The organism is Pseudomonas mandelii (genome assembly GCF_024138395.1).
Lineage (GTDB): Bacteria > Pseudomonadota > Gammaproteobacteria > Pseudomonadales > Pseudomonadaceae > Aquipseudomonas > Aquipseudomonas mandelii_E.
The window spans coordinates 585,972-607,845 of the sequence record NZ_JAMYDU010000002.1; the positions used below are offsets into that span (position 1 = coordinate 585,972).

The following is a 21,874-nucleotide window of genomic DNA, read 5'->3' on the forward strand; positions in this document are numbered from 1 at the left end:
ACTCTTTACTCAAGGCTGGCGGCGCCGTCAGTCGAGGAACACGGATGAAACGCTTTATCGCCGTTGCGGCACTGGCATTGCTGGCAGGTTGCGCCAATTTGAACCTGTTCAACGCTGCCGAGCCAGCGGACAGCTGGACCACCTGGACCTGCGACAGCCAGGCCAAAGTGCTCTGGCGCTACACTGACATCAGCCGCAAGGAAGTCGACGTGCGCCTGGGCGGTGCCGATCAGGTTTACCGCTTGAAGCTTGAGCCGGGCGCCGAAGGTTCGCTGTACAGCAACGACATGCTGGCGTTTCACGTAAAAGGTGAGGAAGGCCTGGTGTACTGGGTCGCCACCAATGATTTGATCGGCCGCGGTTGTAAAGCCGAGTAAGACGATTGATTTGATCAACAGAGATCAAAATGTGGGAGCGAGCTTGCTCGCGATGAGGCCATCACATCCAACACTGATGTGACAGTTGCACCGCTATCGCGAGCAAGCTCGCTCCCACAGGGTTTCTGCGTACATCTTCAGATTTAGGCAGCACCGAATTCGCAGCCCGGGCCAACCCCTGATCTGCAATAACTTGAATAGCCGCCGCCGCTACGGCAGGCTGGCACGATTAACGACCCTCAACCGGGAGAGACACACACAATGGCACTTATCAGCATGCGCCAGATGCTGGACCACGCAGCCGAGTTCGGCTACGGCGTTCCAGCCTTCAATGTCAACAACCTTGAGCAGATGCGCGCCATCATGGAAGCCGCTGACAAGACTGACTCCCCGGTGATCGTCCAGGCTTCGGCCGGTGCTCGCAAATACGCAGGCGCCCCGTTCCTGCGTCACCTGATCCTGGCGGCAATCGAAGAATTCCCGCACATCCCGGTGTGCATGCACCAGGACCACGGCACCAGCCCTGACGTCTGCCAGCGCTCCATCCAACTGGGCTTCAGCTCGGTGATGATGGACGGTTCCCTCGGCGAAGACGGCAAGACCCCGACCGACTACGACTACAACGTCCGCGTTACCCAACAAACCGTAGCCATGGCTCACGCCTGCGGCGTCTCGGTAGAAGGCGAGCTGGGTTGCCTGGGTTCGCTGGAAACCGGCATGGCCGGTGAAGAAGACGGCATCGGCGCCGAAGGCGTTCTGGATCACAGCCAAATGCTGACCGACCCGGAAGAAGCTGCTGACTTCGTCAAACGCACCCAGGTCGACGCCCTGGCCATCGCCATCGGCACCAGCCACGGCGCCTACAAGTTCACCAAGCCACCTACCGGCGACGTGCTGGCCATCGACCGCATCAAAGAAATCCACAAACGTATCCCGAACACCCACCTGGTAATGCACGGTTCGTCTTCGGTTCCGCAAGAGTGGCTGGCGATCATCAACCAGTACGGCGGCGACATCAAAGAAACCTACGGCGTACCGGTTGAAGAAATCGTCGAAGGCATCAAGCACGGCGTACGCAAGGTCAACATTGATACTGACCTGCGTTTGGCGTCTACCGGTGCGATGCGTCGCCTGATGGCCACCAACCCGAGCGAGTTCGATCCGCGTAAGTTCTTTGGCGCGACCGTGACGGCGATGCGTGATGTGTGTATTGCACGTTATGAGCAGTTTGGTACTGCGGGTAATGCTTCGAAGATCAAGCCGATCTCGTTGGAAGCGATGTATCAGCGGTATTTGAAGGGTGAGTTGAACGCTAAGGTTAATTAAATCGTAGCGTTTGGGCTGTACTAAAAAACCCGCAGCGATGCGGGTTTTTTGTAGAGGTTATTTTAGTAAGTCCATCCATATTTAGTCTAAGAAACTCTGTGAAATCGGCGAAATCAATCTCGCGATTCAATCGTTTAAACTTATCCTTTTGTCCCTTTTTCTGAATAACCAACATTTAAGTTTAATAGTTGAAACCATTCTGAAAATGTCTTCCCGTTATCATTGCTCGTGCGTAAAGCAAAGCTGTGTTGCCCGCCAGGCAGCCCTGAGGCTGTTAAAACAAATTCATCATTTCTAGCAAAAGTACTTGCATATAATCCTCCGCCGCCTGCCTCGTGCAGATATATAGTGTTCTGTCTTTCCGTGCTTCCTTGGAAGGTGAACGTTGCATCAGAAAAATTGCCCGTATGGTCCATTTGTAAAGTAATGCTCATGCTTTTCTCTCCCAGTAATATTATTTCGGTGTAAACGTGACAGAAAAATGAGATGCGTTTATTTTAAATAAAAAGTGGCGGATTTATTTGTAAGCCATTTGTATGCCTTTTTCTTATTTTTTGTGTTTCGTAGATAAGGCTAGTTCTGTGAGGGTTAGCAGTCACCTGTAATAAATGACAGTTTTAATATCTTTTTGCTATAGGGAGGCAGATTTTTGAGGGAGAGGTGACAGATCTATTTAATTTGCCCAGAGAGAGTGCGAGAAGGGAGTGAGTAAAGGGCATTGGTGTGTCTCCATGACTTTTCTTATAGGGGGTGTCGTATTTACGCTGGGTAATACTCAGATTGGCCTACAGAAATGTCGACCCCCTCGACGCGGATCTGTCTGAAAGCGTCGTAGTGCTGCATCTGTGCTCCATCAAAAAAATCGCGATCAGACGGGGGGCAACTCAATCTGCCGCGATGTAAAACAAATGTCCCGACGCGTCGGGGCATTTGCTTTTATGGAGTTTGGAATGTAAAGGAATGGCCGCCTGATGATACAGATACTTTCTTTGTTCGGTGGGTGGTTTGGTTGTTTAAAGTGGAGTGGTAATTCCAAATGGGTATAAAAAACTGTCAGATATTAAAGGTATGCCGGTGCCGGCAGAAGCTTACTCTTTTAACTCAATTACTTGCCGGATAAAAAACATGGAAATCGAGTCGAAGAATAGCACTTGGGGTGTACTGAAAGTTACATACAAATATCCAGAATATGGTGAGCACAGCCTGAAGCTGGAGGGGCATGGTTCTCCTTTGATAATTTCTGGAGAGTTCTTTTATATTAACCCGAAGTATCAGCAGCTAGGAGGGCACGATTATTATATGGCAATTAAAGGTAAATTGGATCTCGAGGTTGGCAAGACCTACACACTACGCCGGGATGACGCAGATCTTTCTGCGCATTTGGAAATTGATCATATAAATGGTGATAAATCTGCTGACGGTACGTTTCGTTTGACAGAGGGCGGGCTGTATCCCAAGGGCGACTTCCAATTGTTTGAAGAAGTTGAAGGAGGAGTTTTGTCAGCGGAGGGAGAATTTGAATTCCAAGAAGTTCAAGGTCAAAGTTACCACCGTTGATACAGGTCTAACGCGTACAGCAGACTCATGGAGTCCAGGAACCGGGAAGTATTCAAAACTCTAAAGGATCCGCGCCTTTCACGCCTCCGAAAGAGTCAAAATAAGCACGTAGTAAAAACCCGCAATGATGCGGGTTTTTTAATGCTTGAAAATTGATTACTGAGCCTTGGGAGAATCAAACCCACGCTGTTCAATCACCCCAAACACATCGGCAATGTCCTGGACCATAATCCGGGCGATGTTGGTGACGGTGTTGATATCGTTCTCGGCGTAGTCGGGGAGGCTGGTGCAGGCCATGAGGTTCAGGTATTTGAGGACGGCGTTGAGGCGTTCGCTGACGCAGTTGTGGAGTTCGCGTAGCGGGGCGTCGCTGTCGATGAGCAGGACGGGGGAGTCGGTGGCGAGTTGGGACATTGGGGTGAAGCGGTGGGGCGGGTGTTGATTGATCATGGGAAATCCTTAACTCAAGAAAAGAATTTGCCACCGTTTGCTGCGAAACAAATGGGGTGGCAGCTGTGCGCGGGTTCGCAGACCGAGGAGTTAAGACCCGGCAGACCCGAAGGTCTCCCACGCACAGCCGCCATAAAAACGAGTACGGGCAAATGCTGCCCGTGTCGTATTTTGACGGTTGTGGTTCTAACTCGGTAGGGCTGCGAAACCCTATCGCCGACTGTTGCCGACGACGGGGCGAACTATAAGCGGCGACTTTGGTGACTGCAACCGGGGTGTAGGACGGTTTGCGTAGCTCAAGATCAAAAGATCGCAGCCTTCGGCAGCTCCTACAGGGGGGGTGGGGATGCCACTTTTTGTGGCTAGAGGGCTTGCCCCGTTTGGCGGCACGTCCGTCGTCAACCGGGCGGTGCGGTGTGTCTGAGGAATTGGGTCGCAGGGTTTGGGGCTGCTTCGCTGCCCAGCGGGAGCAAGCTCTCTCATCACAGTCGGAGCAATCCTACGGGTTTTGCAGATGCCCGAATCGTCCGTAGCAGCTGTCGAGCCTGCGAGCCTGCGTTCGGCTGCGTAGCAGTCGCAAAATCAGACTCCACGTTTTTTCAGGCAAAACGTATGAGCCGGACTGCGACCGCTTTGCGGCCGAACGCAGCCTCGCGGGCTCGGCAGCTGCTACAGGGGGGATCGAGTCAACTTAGGTATCGTGATCGATATCCAGCTTGCTGAACGTCACTTCCCCGCCTTCGCTGGTGTACCCGGTATTGTCCTGCACGTAGACGCCGGCCTTGAAGTACAGCGGTTTATCACGCCACATCGCGCTGATGTCGGTGTCCCACTGGTAGCCCGCCGCACTGATGCCCAATGCACCGCCGGGGCTGAGGTGGATGAGGTAGGAGAATTCGCGGTCGAGTTTGATTCCGGTGGCGATGGTGATGACCCGGGCGGTGTCGTCGTCGGGGTGCATGCGGACTTTGGCGACGATGTTTCCGGTTTCGCTGTAGTCTTTGTATTGATACTCGAGTTTCACCATGGGCTTCTGGCTTTTGAAGGCATGGATCTGACCAATGACGATCTTGCCCGTGCTGGGTACCTTGCTGACCGTAAGGGTCGCACGCAGAAAGTTATCCGCGTCGGGGTAGTACCAGTTTTTCAACGTGCCATTGCTGTAGGTTTCGCGCAGTTCGGTGCGAGGGTAAATCGCGTTTTCAGTGCGAGTGCCGGTTACCGGGGACCAGAAAAACAAGGTGCCGGTGTCGGAGTGGAAGTATTGATCCTTGAAGCCGTCCACCAGTCTGGTTGTTTCAACGGTGTACGGCGGACTGCCGACAGGAACACTGAGGTTCCAGGTTTCGAGATCGATCATATTCAGCTTCCACGTTTTTTTTTGCTGCACGCACGTGCCAGAAGCTCTAGCCCGCGCCTTCGAGGGGTCTTTATAAGCGTTGAAGACATCTTTGTTAATGCCCGTTTGGCAGATGGTTGACGTCAACATCCTGTCGAAATGCCATCTTTCCCGGTTTCCGGGGCCTGTAGGACTGACCGTTAGTCGGCTATGTGAAACTTTCCTGAAGTGATGGCATACCGGCAGCTTCTGCTTTCGCGGATCCGGGTCTAGAGTGAAGTCGCACTATGTGTCCGGTTTTCACAAGAGGCCGGCCTGAAGTCCCGAACAAGAGATGCAGCATGGAATGCGCACAACCTATGCCAGTTGAAGGCAGCTCAATCCTTTTAATTGTTGATGATTACCCCGAAAACCTGATCAGCATGCGCGCGTTGTTACAGTGCCAGGACTGGCAGGTCATCACTGCGGCTTCCGGTTTTGAAGCGCTTGGCCTGTTACTCGAACACGATGTCGACCTGGTGCTGCTGGATGTGCAGATGCCGGGTATGGACGGTTTTGAAGTGGCGCGCTTGATGCGTGGCAGCCAGCGAACCCGCCTCACGCCGATCATTTTCCTTACCGCCAACGAACAATCTCAGGACGCCGTGATCAAGGGCTACGCCAGTGGCGCGGTGGATTACCTGTTCAAACCGTTCGACCCGCAAATTCTCAAGCCCAAAGTCCAGGCCCTGCTCGAGCATCAGCGTAATCGCCGTGCCTTGCAGCAGTTGAGCCATGACCTGGAAGTCGCTCGAGCCTTCAATGCCTCGGTGCTGGATAACGCCGCCGAAGGCATTCTGGTGGTTGGCGAGGACGGGCTGATTCGCTTTGCGAACCCGGCGATGTCCCGCCTGCTCAATGCCATGGTGCATGAGCTGCAAGGCAAAGAGTTTCTGGATTTCCTGCAAAAACCGCACATCCCGATCTGGGCCGACTCCGAATTGTTGGCCGGCTACAAACGCGGTGAAACCCTGCGTCTGCACGATGCGTTACTGCGTACCGCGCCCGGCCAGCAAGTGCCGGTGGCGCTGTCCTGTGCGCCGTTGCCCACCGAACAACAGGCCATGGTGGTGACGGTGCTGGACATGTCGGTTGTGCGCCACCTGCATCAGCAACTGGAGTTCCAGGCGGTGACCGACCCGCTGACTGGCCTGCTCAATCGCCGGGGTTTCTACCAGACCGTTGAAAACCTGCTGCTGCGCGGCGAACGCTCCGAGAGCACCTGGGTGCTGTTGTACCTGGACCTCGACGGCTTCAAGCGGGTCAATGACTCCCTCGGCCACGATGCCGGCGACCGGGTGTTGCGTTGGGTGTCCGAGCAGTTGAAGGCGTGTCTGCGGCCCTTCGATATTCTGGCGCGGATGGGCGGGGATGAGTTCACTGCGCTACTGGATCTTGAGCTTCCTGAGCAAGCGGCAAAGATTGCTGAAAAGCTCATCGAGCGGGTGTCGATCTGCCAGCAAATCGATGGAATGGACATCGCCTTGGGCGCCAGTATCGGCATCGCCACTTATCCCGATTGCGGGGCGAATCTCGACGGGTTGATGCGCGCGTCCGACATCGCCATGTACGAAGCCAAGCGCGCCGGGCGTCAGCAATATCGCTTCTACGATCACGAAATGAATGGCCGGGCGCGCTCGCGGCTGATGCTCGAAGAGAGCGTGCGCACGGCCATCGAGAATCGCGATTTCAACCTGGTGTATCAGCCTCAGGTGGCGATTGCCGACGGGCAGATTCGCGGGTTCGAGGCGTTGCTGCGCTGGCAGCATCCGAGTGTCGGCGATGTACCGCCGGGGCTGTTTTTGCCGTTGCTGGAAGAGGCGCGGTTGATCAGTCGTCTGGGCAGCTGGATTTACCATCGTGGGGCCAAACAGCGAAAAGCCTGGGAAACCTTGTTTGCCGAAGATCTGGTGCTGGGCGTCAGTTTGAGCAGCACGCAATTCGGTTTGCCCAATCTGGTCACCGAGCTGCGTCAGGTTCTGGAGCGCCATGGTTTGAAGCCGCGACAGCTGGAGGTCGAGGTCACGGAAGAGGCCTTGATGCTCAACCCCGACGAAACCCGCAAGCAACTACGTTTGTTGCGCAATTTGGGGGTGCGGGTGGCGCTGGATGATTTTGGCTCGGGGGCTTGTTCGCTGGCGCACTTGCGCGATCTGGAGCTGGACACGCTCAAACTCGACCGGCATCTCATCGCTCGGTTGCCGGGGTCCGAACGGGATGCAGCGCTGGCACGCAGTGTCATCGATTTGTGCAAACAGTTCAGCCTGTTGGTCATCGCTGAAGGGGTGGAGACGGTGGCGCAATATGAATGGCTGCAAGCCAACGGTTGCCAGTATGTGCAGGGGTTTCTGGTTGCGCGGCCGTTGATGGCCGAGGACACGCGTCACTTTATCGAGCCGTTCGACTGGAGCGCGCTGACGAGTTGAATTCGTTACACTGACGACCTTTTCGTGACTCGTGTTGCCGCCCCAATGACCGCGTTGAAATACCTCCAGGCCTATCCCGCAGCGTTGCAGGACCAGGTGCGCCAACTGATCGCCGAAGGTCGGCTGGGCGATTACCTGAGCCAGCGGTATCCGGAAAAGCACGGGGTGCAGAGCGACAAGGCGCTGTACACCTATGCTTTGGACCTCAAGCAGGAATACCTGCGTAACGCCCCGGCGATCGACAAGGTGTTATTCGACAATCGTCTGGACCTGACCCACCGCGCGCTCGGCCTGCACACTGCGATTTCCCGGGTGCAAGGCGGCAAGCTCAAGGCCAAGAAAGAAATTCGCATCGCCTCGCTGTTCAAGGACGCGGCGCCGCAGTTTCTGAAAATGATCGTGGTGCATGAGTTGGCGCACTTCAAAGAGTCGGATCACAACAAGGCGTTCTACCAGCTGTGCGAACACATGTTGCCGGGGTATCACCAGGTGGAGTTCGATTTGCGGGTGTACCTGACTTGGCGGGAGATGCAATAGAAGATCAAGATCAAAAGATCGCAGCCTTCGGCAGCTCCTACATTGATCCGTTTGCCGCAAATATTGCGGATGGACATTGAATCTGTAGGAGCTGCCGAAGGCTGCGATCTTTTAAAGTCGGGGATATTTAGATGGACGTGAGCAAGACCAAAAGCAGCTTCTACCGCCGATTATACGTGGCGTACCTGATCGACAGCGGGCTGGCCAGCAGTGTCCCGGCGTTGACCGAAGTCACCGGCATGCCTCGGCGCACGGCTCAGGACACGATTGCGGCATTGGCGGATCTGGATATCGTTTGTGAATTCGAGCAGGAAGAAGGCGCGCGCAACCATGCAGGAAGCTATCGGATTCGCGAGTGGGGGGCGATTGATCGGGGGTGGATCGAGCGCAATCTGCGGCAGATCAAAGCGGTGTTGGAATACCCCTGAATTCCTGCGGTGATAGGGCTGACGCCTTCGCGGGCAAGCCCGCTCCCACAAGGTTCAACGGTGTGGCATAGAAGGTAGTCACACCACAGATCCCTGTGGGAGCGGGCTTGCCCGCGAAGAGGCCCTCAAGAACGACGCATCCCGATATGCGGAATGTCATCCTCCAGATATTCCTCACCCACCACCACAAACCCGTACCGCCCGTAATACCCCTGCAAATGCGCCTGGGCCGAGAGGTAAATCGGCACTTCAGGCCAGCGTTTGGCGACCTGTTTCAATGCCTGGCTCATCATTTCATGCCCAAGCCCGGTGCCGCGTGCAGCGGGAGCAATGATCACCCGGCCAATCACCACGTCGCCGCCCTGTAACTCCGGGTCGAGCAATCGCAGATAAGCCACCAGCCGATCCCCATTCCAGCCCATCAAATGGCAGGTGTCACCTTCCAGATCCTGGCCATCGATGTCCTGATAAAGGCATTTCTGCTCGACGATGAACACCTCGGTGCGCAACTGCAAAATGGCATAAAGCTGCTCTTTACCCAGATCGCTGTGGTGCTTGCAGACCCAATCGATTGTCATCTTCAGATTCCTTGAACAAGGTTGCTCCGATACTAGGCGTCCTGACGCAGGATGTCTTTATGGCAAAGAAATCTGTGACAAAGGCCAAAATGCCATCATTCATTTCTCGCGAGATTGTCTTCTTTGTGTAATCTGCGATGTAGCGCTGTGCAATGTGGTCGATAAGCTAATGTTAGGACCTGGGTTTCGCCGGTAAAGGGGCCTTGGAGTTTTGGCTGAAAAACACGTCGGGCAGCCCGCCCGCTAAGGATTTTCTGGCATGCCGCGATTGCATCGAGCGTTTGCTTTGATTGGATTGCTGTTGCTGACACAGAGTGCGGCAGCGCAAAAGCTGCGCCTGGTAGCCGATGCCTGGCCACCCTTTACCGACGCCACGCTGGTCAATGGTGGATTGGCCACGGACATCGTCAGCACTGCGCTGGCCCGGGCCGGTTATGCCAGTGATTTCGAACAGGTGCCTTGGGCGCGTGCCTTGTTTGGGGTAGGTGAGGGGCGTTACGACGTGCTGATCAACGCCTGGTACACCGACGAGCGCACGAAGCTGGGGCAGTTTTCCGGCGAGTACCTGCTCAACCGCGTGCGCTTTCTCAAGCGCAAAGACACGCCGATCGAATTCAAAAACCTGCACCAACTGCACACTTACCCGATAGCGGTGGTACGCGGTTATGCCTATTCGCAAGCATTCGACGACGATGTGTCGCTGCAGAAAGTTCCGGTGCATAGCTTCGCCATGGCGGTGCGCATGGTCGCGGCCGACCGGGTCAAGCTGACCCTGGAAGACGAGTTCGTCGCCCGGTATTACCTGGCGCGGGAATCATCCAAGGTGCGCGATGCCGTGGAGTTTTTACCCAAGTCGTTGAGCGAGAACAGCCTGCATATTCTGGTGAGCCTGAAGAACCCGCAGCATGAACAGATCGTCGCCGGTTTCGACCGTGAGATTGCGGCGATGAAGGCTGATGGCAGTTATGAGAAATTGCTCAAGCAGCATGGGATGTAATCTGAAAGGTCTGAGGTGTCTGAGCTGACGCCTTCGCGGGCAAGCCTCGCTCCTACAGATTTAGTGTCGGGCAAAAATCCCGTGGCCGACACTAAATCTGTAGGAGCCGAGGCTTGCCCGCGAAGAGGTCGGCCCAGTCACTACAAATCTCAGGCTTCGCTCGTATCCTTGATGAGATGCGCCGCCAACGTCCGCAACGGCCCCAGCTGCCGGCAGATCAACGCCAGTTGCGTCTGCACCAACCGCTGCCCTTCATCGATTTCATCCGGCATCTGCTCAAGCCCATTGGCCAGCGCTTCTTCCTCATCACTCTGAATCGCAATCGGCTGTTTGCTCGCCAGGCCTTGGGCGATTTCGTCAAGGCTGGCAGCCAGGTTCACACCGGCGCCGTCGATCAAATGCTCGCGCACATCCGACGGTAGTTGGGTTTCACGGTGTGCCCCCAGCCCCGATAAATAACTGAGCAAGGTGTGCGACAGCACCAGGAAACGGAACCCGACGTCTGCTTCCTTACGAAAGTGCCCCGGCTCCATCAGCATGTTGGCCAGCGTCGTCGACAACGCGGCATCGGCATTGTGCGCGTTGCGTCGGGCCAAGCGATAAGCCAGGTCGTCGCTTTTGCCGGCGGCGTATTGCTGCATGATCTGGCGCAGGTAAATGCTGTTGCAGGTCAGGGTGTTGGCCAGCACCTTGTTCAGGCGTCGACCCTGCCAGTCCGGCAGGAACAGGAATACCGCCAGCCCGGCGATCAGGCTGCCGAGCAAGGTATCGAACAGTCGCGGCAGAAGCAGGCCATAACCATCGCCCACCTGGTTGAAGCAGAACAGCACCATGAGCGTGATCGCGGCAGTCGCCAGGGTGTAGCGAGTGGTGCGGTTGGTAAAGAACACGACCCCGGCAACAATCGCGAAGCACGACTGTACCAACGGATTCGGAAACAGATCGAACAACGCCCAGGCCACGGTCAGGCCGATGGCGGTGCCGATGATCCGCTGCCCGAGTTTGCGCCGGGTGGCGCCGTAGTTCGGCTGACAGACAAACAGCGTGGTGAGAATGATCCAGTAACCTTGCGACGGGTGGATCAAATGCACCATGCCGTAGCCGATGCTCAAGGCCAGGGGCAGGCGCAGGGCATGGCGGAACAGTAACGAGGTCGGCGTCAGCTGCGTGCGCAAGCGTATCCAGACATCCTTGAGGCTGCGTGGCGAACGGTCGAGCAGGCTGCTGTCGGTGGCATCTGCGAGCGCATCGGGGTTGCTGGCGTCGCTGAGCAAACGGTCGAGGGTACCGAGGTTGGCCGCCAATGCTCGCAACGAACGCAGCAGACCGCGCCAGGCCGGATTGCTCTGGATGCGCAGGTGTTCGAGGGACGCGTGCAGGTCGCTCAGGGCCTCGGCGAAGCTTGCGTCATAGATGAACGGTTGACGCATCTGGATCGACTCGGCCAACGCGCGGCAAGCCTTGCCTTGCTGGCGCAGCAGGCGCTGACAGCGGAACAGCACGTCGCTGTGGAAGAATGCTTCGGCCAGCGCGTTGTAGGGGTAGTGCGAGGAACTGGCGCGCTCGTGGATGTCCTGGGCGAGGAAGTACAGCTTCAGATAACGGCTGACTTTCACCCCCGGCCGACCGTCGCCGACCCGATGCAGGATGATTTCCTTGGCGGCGTTCAAGGCCGCGACCACCCGACCATTCTGTTGCGCCAGTTCCAGCCGCTGCGCCTCCACGTCCATCTGCCGGATCGGTTCGAACAGCGACGATTTCAGCTTCAGGTAATAACCCAGTTCACGGAACAACCGCGCCAGGCTTTGCTGCACCGGCTGGTTGGAAAACAGCACCTGCCATAGCACCGAGAGCAAGCCGTACCAGGCTGCACCGGCCACCAGCAGCACCGGTTCGTGCCAGAAATCAGTGACGGCGCCGCCGCGCTGGTCCACGCCGATCATCGTGTAGACCGACAGAATCAGTGTTGCCGAAGCAATCGCGCCATAACGTTCGCCCAGCGCGCCGAGCATGGTCAGGCAGAAGCTGGCCAGCGCAAAAGCGATGATAAAGAGGACGGGGTAGGGGAAGAGCAGTTCGACGGACAGAGCAGCGACCATAAAACACACCAGCGTCACCGCGAGCGCGTTGAGGCGGCCCTGCCAACTGTCGTCGGTTTCGGCCAGGGCGCTGGCGATGATCCCCAGGAACAATGGGATCAGCAGCCCCATTTCATCCTGATACCAACACAGCGCCATGGTGCCGGTCAGGGCGATGAATACCCGCACGCTGTAGCTGAATTTATCCAGCGCCCAGAGGCGACGCAGAGACTGCCGAAATGTGGTCGATGACATGAAGTGCGAAGGCCTTCCGAGGCAATGACGCTAAATTGAGCCACTAATGACGCCGACGCAATGGCGCCGATCACATCTGACAGCAAAATCTGTTCCTTGCGCGTTCTGTGTTGCCTGTCAGGACGCCTTCGCGGGCAAGGCTCGCTCCTACAGGTCCACAGTATTATTCGCGAACACCGGGAACCTGTAGGAGCGAGGCTTGCCCGCGAAGAACGATAACGCAGTCAATCAGACAAATTGCGCGGCGGCGTAACCGGAGGCCCAGGCCCACTGGAAGTTGAAACCACCCAGATGCCCGGTGACGTCGAGCACTTCGCCGATGAAATACAGACCCGGACTTTTCAGCGATTCCATGGTCTTGGATGACACTTCACGCGTATCGACACCGCCGAGGGTCACTTCGGCAGTGCGATAGCCTTCAGTGCCGGCCGGCACGATTTTCCAGCTCGCCAGTTTTTCGGCGATGTCCGCCAGTTCGGCGTGGGTGTACTGCTTCATTGGTTTGGAGACGAACCAGTTATCCGCCAGCAGATTGGCCATCTTCTTGGTGAAGATTTCACCAAGCAAGGTTTTCAACTCGCTATTAGGGCGTTCGACCTGCTGCTGTTGCAGCCAGCTCGGCACGTCGTGATCTGGCATCAGGTTGATTTCCACCGTGTCGCCGGATTCCCAGAACGACGAAATCTGCAAAATCGCCGGCCCGCTGAGGCCGCGATGAGTGAACAGGATGTTCTCGCGGAAACTCTGGTCGTTGCAGCTCACCAGACAATCCACCGACGTACCGGACAGCTCGGTGCAAAGCTCCTTGAGCTGATCGGTGATGGTGAACGGCACGAGGCCGGCGCGGGTTGGCAGCAAGTCGTGGCCGAATTGCTTGGCGACCTGATAACCGAAACCGGTGGCGCCGAGGGTCGGAATCGACAGGCCACCGGTGGCAATCACCAGAGATTCACAGGTAATTTGGTCGAGGGTGGTTTGCAGCAGGTAGCCGCTTTCCATTTTTTCGATGTGCTGGATCGAGGTGTCCAGGTGCAGGCTGACGCCAACCTGATCGCACTCGTTGAGCAGCATTTCGAGGATGTCGCTGGATTTGTTATCGCAGAACAACTGGCCGAGTTTCTTCTCGTGATACGGCACGCCGTGCTTGGCCACCAGACCGATGAAATCCCACTGGGTGTAGCGCGCCAGCGCGGATTTGCAGAAGTGTTCGTTCTGCGAGAGGAAATTGCCCGGTTCGGTGTACATGTTGGTGAAATTGCAGCGTCCACCGCCCGACATGAGGATTTTCTTGCCGGCCTTGTTCGCATGGTCAAGCAACATCACCTTGCGCCCGCGCCCGGCGGCGGTCAGCGCACACATCAACCCTGCGGCGCCAGCGCCAATGATCACGACTTCGGTAGAGCGCAAAACGGTGTCCTCACACAAATCTCAGGGCTAACCCAGGTCCCGTAGGAGCGAGGCTTGCCCGCGAAGAACGATTACACGGTGAATCAGGTAGACCGAGTTATCGTTCTTCGCGGGCAAGCCTCGCTCCTACAGGGGGGGCGGTGGCGGTTTTACAGGATGCGCACGCGCAGCGAGCGGCCTTTGATTTTACCGTCGTTCAGGCGCTGCAAGGCTTGCTTGGCGATCCCGCGTTCCACGGCCACATAGGCCTGGAAATCGAAAATCGCAATCTTGCCGACCTGGGCGCCCGGGATGCCGGCGTCGCCGGTCAGTGCACCGAGAATGTCGCCCGGGCGCACTTTGTCTTTACGGCCCGCACCAATGCACAGCGTGCTCATCACCGGCAACAGCGGCGCGCCGCCCTGGGACTTGAGGTTGTCCAACTGATCCCAGCTCAACGGCGACTTCTGCAGTTGCTCGATGGCCTGGGCGCGGTGCGCTTCGGACGGGGCGACCAGACTGATCGCGATGCCTTTCTCGCCCGCACGGCCGGTACGGCCAACACGGTGAATGTGGATTTCCGAGTCACGGGCCAGTTCGACGTTGATCACCATGTCCAGCATATCGATGTCCAGACCGCGCGCGGCGACGTCGGTGGCGACCAGTACCGAAGTACTGCGGTTGGCGAACATGGCCAATACCTGATCGCGGTCACGCTGTTCCAGATCACCCTGCAGACCGACGGCGGAGATGCCTTTGGAGGTCAGGTGATCAACGGTTTCCTGAACCTGCTGCTTGGTGAAGCAGAAGGCAACGCAGGACGCCGGACGGAAATGCGCGAGGACTTTGACCACCGCGTCCATACGCTCTTCCGGAGAGATCTCGTAGAAGCGCTGCTCGATCTGCGTATCGTCGTGGAATGCTTCGGCCTTCACGATCTGAGGGGTGCGCATGAATTTCGACGCCAGCTGCTTGATGCCCACCGGGTACGTGGCGGAGAACAGCAGGGTCTGGCGGCGCTCCGGGGTCTGGGCAATGATTTCTTCGATGGAATCGTAGAAACCCATGTCGAGCATGCGGTCGGCTTCGTCGAGGATCAGCGTGTTGAGGCCATGAAGCACCAGCGAACCCTTGCGCAGGTGCTGCTGAATACGCCCCGGGGTGCCGACGATGATGTGCGCGCCGTGTTCCAGCGAGCCGATCTGCGGGCCGAAGGACACGCCGCCACACAGGGTCAGCACCTTGATGTTGTCTTCGGCGCGGGCCAGACGACGGATTTCCTTGGCGACCTGGTCAGCCAACTCGCGAGTCGGGCAAATGACTAGCGCCTGGCAACCGAAGAAGCGCGGATTGATCGGGTTCAGCAGGCCGATACCGAAGGCGGCGGTCTTGCCGCTGCCGGTCTTGGCCTGGGCGATCAGGTCCATCCCCTTGAGGATCACCGGCAAGCTTTGCGCCTGGATCGGCGTCATCTGGGCATAACCGAGGGAGTCGAGGTTAGCCAGCATGGCGGCGGACAGCGGCAAAGTATTAAAAGCGGTGGCGATGGTGGTCACGGGACTGGCCTGCAAAACAAAATGTCGCGCAGTGTATCAGTCTCGCGCTCTGCACCTGCAAGTTCTGGACGAATAGCGTGTAGCAGCTGTCGAGGCACGAGGCTGCGTTGCGTGTCCGCAGGACCGCCCCCGGGGGCCGCTTCGCAGCCCAACGCAGCCTCGTGCCTCGGCAGCTGCTACAAGTCAGTGTTCTATATCGTGTTCGCGGCTGGCCATCCGTCGGCCATCCTTGGGTGAAAGCTGCGAGAAGATCGTTGCAGCCAGCATCGCCATGATTCCGACCGTCACAAACGTCAGCTGGAACGCGCCCAGAACAGTGTCCACACCGTCATTGCCGATCTCTGCCGTGAAGCCGCCGAGCAGGGCGCCGGCGCAGGCCACGCCGAGGCTCAGGGACAATTGCGCGACTACCGACAACAGACTGTTGCCGCTGCTGGCGCTGGCGTCGTCGAGGTCGATCAGGGTGACGGTGTTCATCGCGGTGAACTGCAAGGAGTTGATCGCCCCCAGAATCGCCAATTGAGCCAGCAGCAGCCAATACGGCGTCTGCTCGCTGACCAGGCCCATGCTCGCCAGCATGATCCCCAGCGCCAGTGTGTTGCCGGTCAGCACGGCGCGGTAGCCGAAACGTTCGATCAGCGGCCGCGCCACTGACTTGGCGACCATCGCGGCCGCAGCCAGGGGCAGCATGCTCATCCCGGCCTGTGACGGCGAATAACCCAGTGCCACTTGCAGCAGCAACGGCACCAGGAACGGCAATGCGCCGCTGCCGAGGCGAGCGAACAGATTGCCGAGGATGCCAACGGCGAAGGTCCGGGTCTTGAACAATGATGGCGCAAACAGCGGATTGTCGATGTGCCCGGCCCGCAGCCAATACGCCGCCAGGCACGCCATGCCGCCAAACAGCAGCAACATCACCCGCAAGTGCGGCAGGTGCAGTTCGCCGAGGCCTTCCATGGCGATGGTGATCAGCACCATCGCCGCGCCGAACAGTAAAAAGCCCAGGCTATCGAAGCGGGTGCGTTCGCTGCCGCGCAGGTCGGGAATGAATTTCCATACCGCGTAGCAACCGAGGACGCCCACCGGCAGGTTGATCAGAAAGATCCAGTGCCAGGTCAGGTATTGCACCATCCAGCCGCCCATGGTCGGGCCGATCAGCGGGCCGAGCAGGCCGGGAATGGTGATGAAACCCATGATCCGCACCAGCTCCGAGCGTGGATATGCGCGCAGCACCACCAATCGCCCGACCGGCAGCATCAAGGCGCCACCCAAGCCCTGAATCACCCGGGCGCCGATGAGCATGCTCAGGGTGTTGGATAAGGCGCAGAGCAATGAGCCGAAGCTGAACAGGAGGATCGCGCCGAAGAAGATTTTCCGGGTGCCGAAGCGGTCGGCGATCCAGCCGGAGGCGGGGATCAACAAGGCGACGGTGAGCATGTAGGCGATGATTACGCCCTGCATGCGCAGCGGGTCTTCGGCCAAGTCCCGGGCCATGGCGGGGAGGGCGGTGTTGAGGATCGTCCCGTCGAGGGATTGCATGAAGAAGGCAATGGCCACAACCCACGGTACCCAGCGGGCGGTGACAGCGTCGAGAGGTGGGCGGTTGGGCATGGGACCTCTTGTGGGCGGAGATGATCATTCCCATGCTCCGCGTGGGAATGCATCCTGTGACGCTCTGCGTCACGCCTGCAATGGGACGCGGAGCGTCCCGGGCGGCATTCCCACGCAGAGCGTGGGAACGATCTGTGTCAGAGCGTCAACGTCAGTCGGCTGACGAGCGCGCCCGGCAATAACGCCGAAGCAGTCGCCCGCTGACTGTAGGTGCTGGCCGACAACATCAGCTCGCGTTCCTCGGTCAACGCTTCCAGCTGCGAACCGAGCAGGCTGTAGACGCTGTCATCAAACCGCATGGTGCTGACCGGTGCCTGAATCTCGCCGTTCTCGACCCAGAAGGTCGCGAATCGCGTCATGCCGGTCAGGCGCGCCGCCGGTTGGTCCGAGTAGTTCAGGTACCACAGGTTGCTGATGTAGAGCCCGGTGCCGAGGCGCTTGAGAATGTCTGCCTGCTCCAGGTTGCCGCCTTGCATGACCAGCGCTGTCGGGTATTCATGGCTGCTGGCGCCGTTGGCAGTGAGGTCGTATTCAGCGGCGCTGCGGGAACTGATTAGTCGGGCATTGGCCATGCCTTTGGCGATCAATCCCAGATCATCGCGAGGATAACCTTCGTCGGAAAACGCCGGACTCAAGGAACCGCTGACCTGCTCACTCAGCCATACGTTGGGGCTGAAGCAGGTTTCGCTGGCGTAGAACTTCTGCAACGGGCTCTGTTTGCTGGCAATTGCCTGCGCCGAAAAACCGCCCCAGCTCAGCATGCCCATGATTTCTTCCAGCGCTGCCGGCGCCAGGTAGGCGCGGTATTCGCCGGGCGGCAGCGTGCGCAACGGCCGCCCGAGAAACGCCAACTGCTCGCGCGCTTGCGCAAAGCGTCTGGCAAACCCTTCACTGTTCCAGTCATGCCCGGCATAGCTGGCTTTCACCGCCTGACCGTTTTCATGGAACAGGCTGAAATCGAAGTTGAAGCTGTTGGCCTGATGCCAGCCGAACGCGCCCGAGGAACTGGCGAAACCGCGACTGATCGGCCCGGCGGCATAGAAGCCGACTAGATCCAGCCCCTCGGCAGCCTCGGTAATTTCAGCGACCACTTGCTCGGTGTCCGGCAGCGGATGCTCCTGCACGTTGTTGCTCTGCCAGTCGTTCTGGTTAAGCAGCAGGTATGGATCCTGAGGCAGCAGTGGCAGGGTTTCGCGCAACTGTTGCAGGCCTTCGGCCAGACGCTGAAGATCGACTTCGGGGTCGCCCGACAGCGTGATATTCAGATCGGCATGACGACCATCGTTGATCAGTTTGAACCCGACACTCGCCTGCTGCACCTGCCCGACCTGACGGACCTTGGCGTGGTTGAAACGCACGAAAGCCGACGACTCGGCGGCGTAGCTGAGGGTGAATTGCTCCGGCGTGCACAGCGCGTCGCGCAGCCAATTGACCAGGTCCTTGAACGACTCGGCCTGGCTATTTGAAGTGCTCGTGGAAGTACTCATCAGGCGTCTCCTCCAAACACATCAACATTGCTGAACACACAGGCTGGCGACGCATGGCCGACGCGGATCACCTGGTTCGGTTCGCCCTTGCCGCAGTTCGGCGTGCCCAGCACTTTGACGGTGTTGGCGTCGCCGACAGCGCTGAGGCTTTTCCAGAATTGTGCGGAAATCGCCCGGTAGTTCGGATTCTTCACCACGCCCTTGAGTTCGCCGTTTTCGATCAACTGGCCCCATTCGCAACCGAACTGGAATTTGTTGCGCGCATCGTCGATGGACCACGAACGGTTGGTGCTCATCAAAATGCCGTGCTCGATATTGCCGATCAGCTGTTCCAGCGGCTGGGCGCCGGGCTCGATGTTGAGGTTGGCCATGCGGTCGATCGGCGGACGGTTCCAGCCGCAGGCGCGGCTGTTGGCAACGCCATCCATGCCGGCACGAAATTGCGAAAGCGCGCCGCCCAATGGCCGCAGAAGCAAACCTTTCTTAATCAGAAATTGCTTGCTGGCGGCGCTGCCGTCGTCGTCATGGCCGTAGCTGGCGAGCTGCTCGGGGATGTCCGGGTCGAACGTCACGTTGAGCAATTCGGAGCCGTATTGCAGGCTGCCGAAGTCTTCTGCCTTGACGAAACTGGTGCCAGCGTAATTGCGCTCATCGCCCAGGATGCGATCCAGTTCCAGCGGGTGACCGATGGATTCGTGGATCTGCAACATCATCTGGTCGGGCATCAGCAGCAAGTCGCGCGGGCCTTGCGGGGTGTTCGGCGCCAGCAGCAATTGCAGCGCCTGATCGGCGACTTTCGGGCCAGCACCGACCAGGCCACAACGGCTGATCACATCAAAGCCGCCCTGTTGGCCGAAGTTCTCGCGGCCCAGGCTGCGGGTCTGGCTGTCGTGGCCGTCGTAGGCGGTGACGTCGACGCTCGGGTAGACGAAACGCTGAGCCTGACGCAATTCGGCGCCGGCGCTGTTGAGGTAGATTTGCTCGACGTTGGTAATGCCGATGCTCGCCTGCCAGTTCACCAGTCGCTCGTCCTTGGGCACGGCGGCGGATTCGGCGCCGAGCAGTTGGTAGCAATCGCTCAGGGACGGAAAGGGCTGGTCGAAGTTGGGCGAGAAATAGTCGGCGCGGTCGCTGGAAACTGCTTGCTCGCGCAGGTCGAGCAGAGCGTGGGGCTTGAGTCGACGGGCTTGTTCCTCGGCTTTCTCCAGCGCGGCTTGCAGGCCGGATTGGGACAGGTCGTTGGTGGCGGCATAGGCTTCGACGCCGTTGACCCGAACGGTCAGCATCGCGCCTTCGTCACGGCTCAGGCTCGGCGGTTCGGCGACGTTCTTGCGCACCGACAGGTACTGGCCGGACTCGCGCACATAACGCAGCGAAAAGAATTCAGCGCCCGTGCGCAACGCAGCAAAGCGCTGCTTGAGCTGGGGGTGGAAATCGAACATTCGGGAACCTCCTTGGTATGGAGTGGCGGTGTATCGGTATTGCGAGGGGATGAAACGTATGCGTGGCGCTAGATTAGGCCTGGGCGGGGAGCGATATCAAGGGCGGGGCGGTGTAGGAAGGGATTACTGGAGTGTGTCAGGTAGAGATGTGTTGTCTGGTCGGGCCCCATCGCGGGCAAGCCCGCTCCCACAGGGATTTAGGATTGATCACATATCTGCAATCCAACCCGAAAAACTGTGGGAGCGGGCTTGCCCGCGATTGGCAGCACCGCGGTGTTACGGCTTATTGAGCAGTCAGGCTCACATCCCGCAACGGCTTGCCACGCACCGGTGCATCACCGGCCACGTAGTAATCAGCCTTGCTACGCGGCAATGGCTGGCGACCACGGATCTTGTCGGCGATTTTCTCGGCCATCATGATCGTTGGCGCGTTCAGGTTGCCGGTGGTGATGATCGGCATGATCGAGGCATCGACCACGCGCAGGGCTTGCATACCGTGCACGCGACCTTCGCCATCGACCACGGCCATCTCGTCGGTGCCCATCTTGCACGAGCAGGACGGGTGGAACGCGGTTTCGGCGTGCTCGCGGATGAACTTGTCCAGCTGCTCATCGGTTTGCACCTCGATGCCCGGGCTGATTTCGCGACCACGGAAGGCGTCCAGCGCTGGCTGTTGCATGATTTCACGGGTCAGGCGGATGCCGTCGCGGAATTCCTGCCAGTCCTGCTCGGTGGCCATGTAGTTGAACAGGATGCTCGGGTACTCGCGCGGATCCTTGGACCTGGCCTGGATGCGGCCACGGCTTGGCGAACGCATGGAACCCATGTGCGCCTGGAAGCCGTGCTCTTTCACACCATTGCTGCCGTTGTAGTTAATCGCCACCGGCAGGAAGTGGTATTGAATGTTCGGCCAATCGAATTCCGGACGGGTGCGGATGAAACCGCCGGCTTCGAACTGGTTGCTGGCGCCGATGCCGGTGCCGTTGAACAGCCACTCGGCACCGATAGCCGGCTGGTTGTGCAGCAGCAGCGAGGGGTATAGCGAAACTGGCTGGGTGCAGGCGTATTGCAGGTACAGCTCAAGGTGATCCTGCAGGTTTTCACCGACGCCAGGCAGATCGTGGACCACCGGAATATCGAGCTTGTTCAGCAGTTCGGCCGGGCCGACGCCGGAGCGTTGCAGAATCTGCGGCGACGCGATGGCGCCGGAGCATAGCAGCACTTCCTTGCGGGCGCGGGCTTCAACGCGCTCTTCAGCGGCGCCGATCAGGTAACGCACGCCGACCGCACGTTTGCCTTCGAACAGGATCTTGTCGGTCAGGGCGTGAGTGACGATCGTCAGGGTCGAACGCTTCTTGGCGATATCCAGGTAACCGCGAGCAGTACTGGCGCGACGGCCGTTCGGCGTCACGGTACGGTCCATCGGGCCGAAACCTTCTTGCTGGTAGCCGTTGAGGTCTTCAGTACGTGGGTAACCGGCTTGCACGCCTGCTTCAACCATCGCATGGAACAGCGGATTGTTGCCGGCTTTCGGCGTGGTCACGCTGACCGGGCCGTCGCCACCGTGGTAATCGTTCGGGCCGATGTCACGGGTTTCCGCCTTGCGGAAATACGGCAGGCAGTCGAGGTAGGTCCAGTCTTCCAGACCGGGCAGTTTCGACCAGTTGTCATAGTCCATCGCGTTGCCGCGGATGTAGCACATGCCGTTGATCAGCGAAGAACCACCCAGGCCCTTGCCGCGACCGCATTCCATCCGGCGACCGTCCATGTGTGGCTCTGGATCGGTTTCATAGGCCCAGTTGTAGCGACGACCTTGCAGCGGGAACGCCAGGGCGGCCGGCATTTGCGTGCGGAAGTCGAGACGGTAATCCGGGCCGCCCGCTTCGAGCAGCAGGACAGTGACGCCTTCGTCTTCAGTCAGACGGGTCGCCAGGGTGTTACCGGCTGAGCCGGCACCGATGATGATGTAATCGAATTCTTGGGACATTAAATGCACCCTCTTTGA

Annotated in this window: 18 protein-coding genes; 7 read left to right on the forward strand and 11 right to left on the reverse strand. The window is 58.4% G+C overall.

All coding sequences use genetic code 11. The features are described 5' to 3' along the window. Positions 1–44 precede the first annotated feature (44 nt). Positions 45–377, forward strand: coding sequence for an MliC family protein (locus NHU87_RS06090; protein ID WP_253546547.1), 333 nt, complete (start codon positions 45–47; stop codon positions 375–377). Positions 378–638: 261 nt separating this feature from the next. Continuing rightward, positions 639–1,703 (forward strand): class II fructose-bisphosphate aldolase, encoded by a 1,065-nt coding sequence (gene fba / locus NHU87_RS06095; RefSeq protein WP_007894938.1) that lies wholly within the window; start codon positions 639–641, stop codon positions 1,701–1,703. 140 nt (positions 1,704–1,843) lie between these two features. Here fba and NHU87_RS06100 read toward each other — a convergent pair whose 3' ends face one another. After that, positions 1,844–2,137, reverse strand: a complete 294-nt coding sequence (locus NHU87_RS06100; RefSeq protein ID WP_253546549.1) for a hypothetical protein — start codon at positions 2,135–2,137, stop codon at positions 1,844–1,846. Between the two features lie 691 nt (positions 2,138–2,828). On the opposite strand from NHU87_RS06100, the gene NHU87_RS06105 reads away from it, so the two are divergent. After that, positions 2,829–3,260, forward strand: a complete 432-nt coding sequence (locus NHU87_RS06105; RefSeq protein WP_253546551.1) for a hypothetical protein — start codon at positions 2,829–2,831, stop codon at positions 3,258–3,260. Between the two features lie 156 nt (positions 3,261–3,416). Here NHU87_RS06105 and NHU87_RS06110 read toward each other — a convergent pair whose 3' ends face one another. Together NHU87_RS06110 and NHU87_RS06115 are read right to left on the reverse strand one after the other, a co-directional pair. Continuing rightward, positions 3,417–3,710, reverse strand: a complete 294-nt coding sequence (locus NHU87_RS06110; RefSeq protein ID WP_253546553.1) for a fructose-bisphosphate aldolase — start codon at positions 3,708–3,710, stop codon at positions 3,417–3,419. A 691-nt stretch (positions 3,711–4,401) separates the two neighbouring features. Further along, on the reverse strand, positions 4,402–5,070 hold the full coding sequence (locus tag NHU87_RS06115; protein WP_253546555.1) for a polysaccharide lyase family 7 protein: 669 nt from the start codon (positions 5,068–5,070) through the stop codon (positions 4,402–4,404). Positions 5,071–5,390: 320 nt separating this feature from the next. Between NHU87_RS06115 and NHU87_RS06120 the strand changes: the two genes are divergently transcribed. From NHU87_RS06120 to NHU87_RS06130, 3 genes are all read left to right on the forward strand, one after another. Further along, a complete protein-coding gene (locus NHU87_RS06120; RefSeq protein ID WP_253546557.1) occupies positions 5,391–7,514 on the forward strand; it encodes a putative bifunctional diguanylate cyclase/phosphodiesterase in 2,124 nt (707 codons plus the stop codon). Positions 7,515–7,559: 45 nt separating this feature from the next. Then, positions 7,560–8,051 (forward strand): M48 metallopeptidase family protein, encoded by a 492-nt coding sequence (locus tag NHU87_RS06125; RefSeq protein WP_253546653.1) that lies wholly within the window; start codon positions 7,560–7,562, stop codon positions 8,049–8,051. A 131-nt stretch (positions 8,052–8,182) separates the two neighbouring features. Further along, positions 8,183–8,479 (forward strand): winged helix-turn-helix domain-containing protein, encoded by a 297-nt coding sequence (locus NHU87_RS06130; protein WP_253546559.1) that lies wholly within the window; start codon positions 8,183–8,185, stop codon positions 8,477–8,479. 125 nt (positions 8,480–8,604) lie between these two features. Here the strand turns inward: NHU87_RS06130 and NHU87_RS06135 are convergent, their stop codons facing one another. Then, positions 8,605–9,057 (reverse strand): GNAT family N-acetyltransferase, encoded by a 453-nt coding sequence (locus NHU87_RS06135; protein WP_253546561.1) that lies wholly within the window; start codon positions 9,055–9,057, stop codon positions 8,605–8,607. A gap of 259 nt (positions 9,058–9,316) precedes the next feature. Between NHU87_RS06135 and NHU87_RS06140 the strand changes: the two genes are divergently transcribed. Continuing rightward, complete coding sequence (locus NHU87_RS06140) at positions 9,317–10,054, forward strand: substrate-binding periplasmic protein (protein WP_253546563.1); 738 nt, start codon at positions 9,317–9,319, stop codon at positions 10,052–10,054. Between the two features lie 149 nt (positions 10,055–10,203). Here the strand turns inward: NHU87_RS06140 and yccS are convergent, their stop codons facing one another. The 7 genes from yccS to betA all read right to left on the reverse strand — a co-directional run bounded on the left by yccS (position 10,204) and on the right by betA (position 21,856). Next, positions 10,204–12,387, reverse strand: coding sequence for a YccS family putative transporter (gene yccS / locus NHU87_RS06145; RefSeq protein WP_253546565.1), 2,184 nt, complete (start codon positions 12,385–12,387; stop codon positions 10,204–10,206). Positions 12,388–12,615: 228 nt separating this feature from the next. Then, complete coding sequence (locus tag NHU87_RS06150; protein ID WP_253546567.1) at positions 12,616–13,794, reverse strand: NAD(P)/FAD-dependent oxidoreductase; 1,179 nt, start codon at positions 13,792–13,794, stop codon at positions 12,616–12,618. Between the two features lie 149 nt (positions 13,795–13,943). Continuing rightward, positions 13,944–15,281, reverse strand: a complete 1,338-nt coding sequence (dbpA, locus tag NHU87_RS06155; RefSeq protein WP_229768771.1) for an ATP-dependent RNA helicase DbpA — start codon at positions 15,279–15,281, stop codon at positions 13,944–13,946. Between the two features lie 231 nt (positions 15,282–15,512). Next, complete coding sequence (gene mdtD / locus NHU87_RS06160) at positions 15,513–16,940, reverse strand: multidrug transporter subunit MdtD (protein ID WP_253546569.1); 1,428 nt, start codon at positions 16,938–16,940, stop codon at positions 15,513–15,515. Positions 16,941–17,077: 137 nt separating this feature from the next. Beyond that, complete coding sequence (locus tag NHU87_RS06165; RefSeq protein WP_253546571.1) at positions 17,078–18,427, reverse strand: TldD/PmbA family protein; 1,350 nt, start codon at positions 18,425–18,427, stop codon at positions 17,078–17,080. Next, complete coding sequence (locus NHU87_RS06170) at positions 18,427–19,869, reverse strand: TldD/PmbA family protein (RefSeq protein WP_253546573.1); 1,443 nt, start codon at positions 19,867–19,869, stop codon at positions 18,427–18,429. Before NHU87_RS06170 ends, NHU87_RS06165 begins: the two co-directional genes overlap by 1 nt. Positions 19,870–20,152: 283 nt before the next feature. Beyond that, the gene (gene betA, locus NHU87_RS06175) at positions 20,153–21,856 is read right to left on the reverse strand and encodes a choline dehydrogenase (RefSeq protein WP_253546575.1); all 1,704 of its coding nucleotides are present in this window, start codon (positions 21,854–21,856) and stop codon (positions 20,153–20,155) included. Positions 21,857–21,874 lie beyond the last annotated feature (18 nt).

Bases quoted from the DNA above. Each gene is read 5' to 3' on its own strand.
- NHU87_RS06090 (WP_253546547.1), top strand. From the start codon at position 45: ATGAAACGCTTTATCGCCGTTGCGGCACTGGCATTGCTGGCAGGTTGC.
- fba (WP_007894938.1), top strand. From the start codon at position 639: ATGGCACTTATCAGCATGCGCCAGATGCTGGACCACGCAGCCGAGTTC.
- NHU87_RS06100 (WP_253546549.1), bottom strand. From the start codon at position 2,137: ATGAGCATTACTTTACAAATGGACCATACGGGCAATTTTTCTGATGCA.
- NHU87_RS06105 (WP_253546551.1), top strand. From the start codon at position 2,829: ATGGAAATCGAGTCGAAGAATAGCACTTGGGGTGTACTGAAAGTTACA.
- NHU87_RS06110 (WP_253546553.1), bottom strand. From the start codon at position 3,710: ATGATCAATCAACACCCGCCCCACCGCTTCACCCCAATGTCCCAACTC.
- NHU87_RS06115 (WP_253546555.1), bottom strand. From the start codon at position 5,070: ATGATCGATCTCGAAACCTGGAACCTCAGTGTTCCTGTCGGCAGTCCG.
- NHU87_RS06120 (WP_253546557.1), top strand. From the start codon at position 5,391: ATGGAATGCGCACAACCTATGCCAGTTGAAGGCAGCTCAATCCTTTTA.
- NHU87_RS06125 (WP_253546653.1), top strand. From the start codon at position 7,560: ATGACCGCGTTGAAATACCTCCAGGCCTATCCCGCAGCGTTGCAGGAC.
- NHU87_RS06130 (WP_253546559.1), top strand. From the start codon at position 8,183: ATGGACGTGAGCAAGACCAAAAGCAGCTTCTACCGCCGATTATACGTG.
- NHU87_RS06135 (WP_253546561.1), bottom strand. From the start codon at position 9,057: ATGACAATCGATTGGGTCTGCAAGCACCACAGCGATCTGGGTAAAGAG.
- NHU87_RS06140 (WP_253546563.1), top strand. From the start codon at position 9,317: ATGCCGCGATTGCATCGAGCGTTTGCTTTGATTGGATTGCTGTTGCTG.
- yccS (WP_253546565.1), bottom strand. From the start codon at position 12,387: ATGTCATCGACCACATTTCGGCAGTCTCTGCGTCGCCTCTGGGCGCTG.
- dbpA (WP_229768771.1), bottom strand. From the start codon at position 15,281: ATGCTGGCTAACCTCGACTCCCTCGGTTATGCCCAGATGACGCCGATC.
- mdtD (WP_253546569.1), bottom strand. From the start codon at position 16,940: ATGCCCAACCGCCCACCTCTCGACGCTGTCACCGCCCGCTGGGTACCG.
- NHU87_RS06165 (WP_253546571.1), bottom strand. From the start codon at position 18,427: ATGAGTACTTCCACGAGCACTTCAAATAGCCAGGCCGAGTCGTTCAAG.
- NHU87_RS06170 (WP_253546573.1), bottom strand. From the start codon at position 19,869: ATGTTCGATTTCCACCCCCAGCTCAAGCAGCGCTTTGCTGCGTTGCGC.
- betA (WP_253546575.1), bottom strand. From the start codon at position 21,856: ATGTCCCAAGAATTCGATTACATCATCATCGGTGCCGGCTCAGCCGGT.